At 66.4% G+C, this 3,953-nt stretch carries 4 protein-coding genes; 3 read left to right on the forward strand and 1 reads right to left on the reverse strand.

Annotation, left to right across the window (positions count from 1 at the left end; translation table 11 throughout):
* The first annotated feature begins 19 nt into the window (after nt 1-19).
* The 3 genes from P3W75_RS03235 (at nt 20) to P3W75_RS03245 (ending at nt 1,808) form a co-directional block, all read left to right on the forward strand.
* A complete protein-coding gene (locus P3W75_RS03235) occupies nt 20-964 on the forward strand; it encodes a bile acid:sodium symporter family protein (RefSeq protein ID WP_276225938.1) in 945 nt (314 codons plus the stop codon).
* Nucleotides 965-1,093: 129 nt separating this feature from the next.
* Nucleotides 1,094-1,408, forward strand: coding sequence for a quaternary ammonium compound efflux SMR transporter SugE (gene sugE, locus P3W75_RS03240; RefSeq protein WP_276225939.1), 315 nt, complete (start codon nt 1,094-1,096; stop codon nt 1,406-1,408).
* A 190-nt stretch (nt 1,409-1,598) separates the two neighbouring features.
* The gene (locus tag P3W75_RS03245) at nt 1,599-1,808 is read left to right on the forward strand and encodes a cold-shock protein (RefSeq protein ID WP_276225940.1); all 210 of its coding nucleotides are present in this window, start codon (nt 1,599-1,601) and stop codon (nt 1,806-1,808) included.
* A 49-nt stretch (nt 1,809-1,857) separates the two neighbouring features.
* Here P3W75_RS03245 and P3W75_RS03250 read toward each other — a convergent pair whose 3' ends face one another.
* Nucleotides 1,858-3,732, reverse strand: coding sequence for an MFS transporter (locus P3W75_RS03250; protein WP_276225941.1), 1,875 nt, complete (start codon nt 3,730-3,732; stop codon nt 1,858-1,860).
* Between the last annotated feature and the right edge of the window lie 221 nt (nt 3,733-3,953).

A 3,953-nucleotide genomic window follows, 5' to 3' on the forward strand; every position in this document is an offset into this window, starting at 1 on the left:
AGAACAAGGAGCGCCGCCCATGCGCGCCATCGCCCTGCTGAGCCGCTTCGTCGGCAACACCTTCGCCCTCTGGGTCCTGCTGTTCGCCGTCCTCGCCTTTTTCGCTCCGCAATGGTTCCGCCCGCTGGCGCCGGCGATCGTGCCGATGCTCGGCATCGTCATGTTCGGCATGGGCCTGACCCTGAAACTCGAAGACTTCGCCGCCGTGGCCCGCCACCCCTGGCGCGTCTGCCTGGGCGTGGTCGCCCACTTCGTCATCATGCCCGGCGTGGCCTGGCTGCTGTGCCAGGCGCTGCGCCTGCCGCCGGAGATCGCCGTGGGGGTGATCCTGGTCGGCTGCTGCCCCAGCGGCACCGCGTCCAACGTCATGACCTGGCTGGCGCGCGGCGACCTGGCGCTGTCGGTGGCGATCGCCGCGGTGACCACCCTCCTCGCCCCGCTGCTGACCCCGGCGCTGATCTGGCTGCTGGCCTCGGCCTGGCTGCCGGTGTCCTTCGCCGACCTGTTCTGGTCGATCCTCCAGGTGGTGCTGCTGCCCATCGCCCTCGGCGTGGTCGCCCAGCGCCTGTTCGGCGCGCGGGTGGGCAAGGTGGTGGAAGTGCTGCCGCTGGTATCGGTGGTGTGCATCGTGGTGATAGTCGCGGCGGTGGTGGCGGCGAGCCAGGCGAAGATCGCCGAATCCGGCCTGCTGATCATGGCCGTGGTGATCCTCCACAACGGCTTCGGCTTCCTCCTCGGCTACCTCGCCGGGCGCGTCTTCGGCCTGCCCCTGGCGCAGCGCAAGTCGCTGGCGCTGGAAGTCGGCATGCAGAACTCCGGGCTTGGCGCGGCGCTCGCCAGCGCGCACTTCTCGCCCCTGGCGGCAGTGCCCAGCGCGTTGTTCAGCGTCTGGCACAACATCTCCGGGGCAACCCTCGCCAGCTGGTTCCGGCGCCTGGACGACCAGCCTGGAAACGCTTCCTGACAACCGCCGCGGGTTGCCGCCCGCGGCGCAATGTGCAGAATATTGCGCATCGTGAGGACGACCTCACCACCGCCAGGTGCAACAACGGGGACGGCCCTGATTTCCCATGGCCACCCGGAGGTACACCCCATGTCCTGGTTCATCCTGATCGTCGCCGGCCTCTTCGAAGTGGCCTGGGCCGTCGGTCTGAAATACACCGAAGGTTTCACCCGCCTGTGGCCCAGCGTGCTGACCGCGCTGGCCATGGCCGCCAGCATCGGCCTGCTCGGCCTGGCCATGAAGCACCTGCCGCTGGGCACTGCCTACGCGATCTGGACCGGCATCGGCGCGCTGGGCACCGTGACCCTCGGGATTCTGCTGTTCGGCGAGTCGGTGGGGCCGCTGCGTCTGCTCAGTATCGCGCTGATTCTCTGCGGCCTGCTGGGGCTGAAACTCAGCCACTGAAATCGGTACGCCCGTACTGTCGCTTTCCCGGAAAACTCCCGGTATGCTGCGGCAACTGTGCTTGCCAGGATCGTCAAGGCTGATGACCTGAAGGCGGCGACGCCCATCGTCCGGCCCGGCCCACACCTTGCAACTCAGAACCGGCGCGACGCCGTCGCGCAGCAATCCACTACGTTCAAGGTGTAATTCCATGTCGAATCGTCAGACCGGCACCGTCAAATGGTTCAACGATGCCAAGGGCTTTGGCTTCATCACCCAGGAGAGCGGTGGCGACCTGTTCGTTCATTTCCGTTCCATCCAGGGCAATGGCTTCAAATCGCTGCAGGAAGGCCAGAAGGTCTCCTTCATCGTTGTTGAAGGCCAGAAAGGCCTGCAGGCGGACGAAGTTCAGGTCATCTGAACCTCGCCCACCGAAGAAAAAGCCCCGGCACTGCCGGGGCTTTTTCTTTTCAGCGGACGCTGCCGCGCAGGTCGGTCACCAGCGCCTGCAGTTGCTCGCGCCGGGCGTCCTGAGGCGGCAGTGGTTGCCCCGCCACCAGGCGCACGCGCGACCACAGGCGCTTGAGGAAGCCCTTGTGCGGGTCGCGACTGAAGAAGCTGCCCCACAGGCCCTGCAGGGCCATGGGAATCACCGGCACCGGGGTTTCCTCGATGATCCGCTCGACCCCGCCGCGGAACTCGTTCATCTCGCCGTCCAGGGTCAGCTTGCCCTCCGGGAAGATGCACACCACCTCGCCTTCCTTCAGGTACTCGGCCACCCGGCGGAACGCCTCCTCGTAGATGCGTTCGTCCTCGTGGCGCGCGGCGATGGGCACGGCGCCGGCGGTGCGGAAGATGAAGTTGAGCACCGGCAGCTGGAAGATCTTGTAGTACATCACGAAGCGCACCGGGCGGCGGATCGAACCGGCGATGAGCAGCGCGTCGACGAAGGACACGTGGTTGCACACCAGCACCACCGGGCCCTCGTCGGGAATCGCCTCGAGGTTCTGGTGGTCGACGCGGTACATGGAGTGGCTGAGCAGCCAGACCAGGAAACGCATGGTGAACTCCGGCACGATCTTGAAGATGTACACGTTCACCGCGACGTTCATCAGCGACAGCACCAGGAACAGCTCGGGAATGCTCAGCCCGGCCACCGACAGCAGCAGGATCGAGACGATCGCCGCCACCACCATGAACAGGGCGTTGAGGATGTTGTTCGCGGCGATCACCCGCGCCCGCTTGTCCTCGTCGGTGCGCGCCTGGATCAGGGCGTACAGCGGCACGATGTAGAAGCCGCCGAACACGCCGATGCCGAGGATGTCGCCGAGCACCGCCCAGCTCTGCGGGTGCTCCAGCACCTCGAGCCAGTTGTAGGGCGCGGCACCGACCGGGAAGCCGCCGCTGTGCCACCACAAGAGGATGCCGAACAGGCTCAGGCCGATGGAGCCGAAGGGCACCAGGCCGATCTCCACCTTTTTCCCCGACAGCTTCTCGCAGAGCATCGAACCCAGCGCGATGCCCACCGAGAACACCGTGAGGATCAGCGTCACCACACTCTCGTCGCCGTGCAACAGCTCCTTGGCGTAGGTCGGGATCTGCGTCAGGTAGACCGCGCCGAGGAACCAGAACCAGGAGTTGCCCACCAGCGAGCGCGACACCGCCGGGCGCTGGCCCAGCCCCAGGCGCAGGATGGCCCAGGACTGCTTGAAGATGTTCCAGTCCAGCTGCAGTTGCGGCAGCGCGGCGGCGGCGCGGGGAATGCCGCGGCTGGCCAGGAAGCCGCAGGCGGCCACCAGTACCACGGCGACGGCTACCCCCGGCGCGTAGGCCTGGCGCGACATCAGCACGCCAGCGCCGATGGTGCCGGCGAGGATGGCCAGGAAGGTGCCCATCTCCACCAGGGCGTTGCCGCCCACCAGCTCGTCGTCGCGCAGGTGCTGCGGCAGGATCGAGTACTTAACCGGGCCGAACAGCGCGGAGTGGGTGCCCATGGCGAACAGCGCGAGGAACAGCAGCGGCAGGCTGCCGAGCAGGAAGCCCGCCGCGCCGACCAGCATGATGACGATCTCGGCGAGCTTCAGCGCGCGCATCAGCGCGTCCTTGTTGAATTTCTCGCCGAACTGCCCGCCGAGGGCGGAGAACAGGAAGAACGGCAGGATGAACAGCAGCGCGCAGAGGTTGACCAGCAGGTTGCGGTCCCCGCCGACGCTCAGGTGGTAGAGGATCGCCAGGATCAGCGACTGCTTGAAGATGTTGTCGTTGAAGGCGCCGAGCAGCTGGGTGATGAAGAACGGCAGGAAACGCCGGGAGCCCAGCAGGGCGAATTGCGAGTGTTGGCTCATCGTCCGTGTGTACCTGGTCAGGCGACCCCGAAAGCGGGCCGGGAGGACGCCGAGGCATCCATCGCTGATTTGACTGCACCAGCGATGCATCAGGCCACACCCACGGGCAAAAATTCCGCACGGCCTCACGCCATCGCGCGCGGAACCCCACGGAAAACGCCATGCCTCATGGCCACTACGTAGGGCGAATAACGCGAAGCGTTATCCGCCGATCAGACGGC

The organism is Pseudomonas citronellolis (genome assembly GCF_029335315.1).
GTDB classification, from domain to species: Bacteria; Pseudomonadota; Gammaproteobacteria; order Pseudomonadales; family Pseudomonadaceae; genus Pseudomonas; species Pseudomonas citronellolis_A.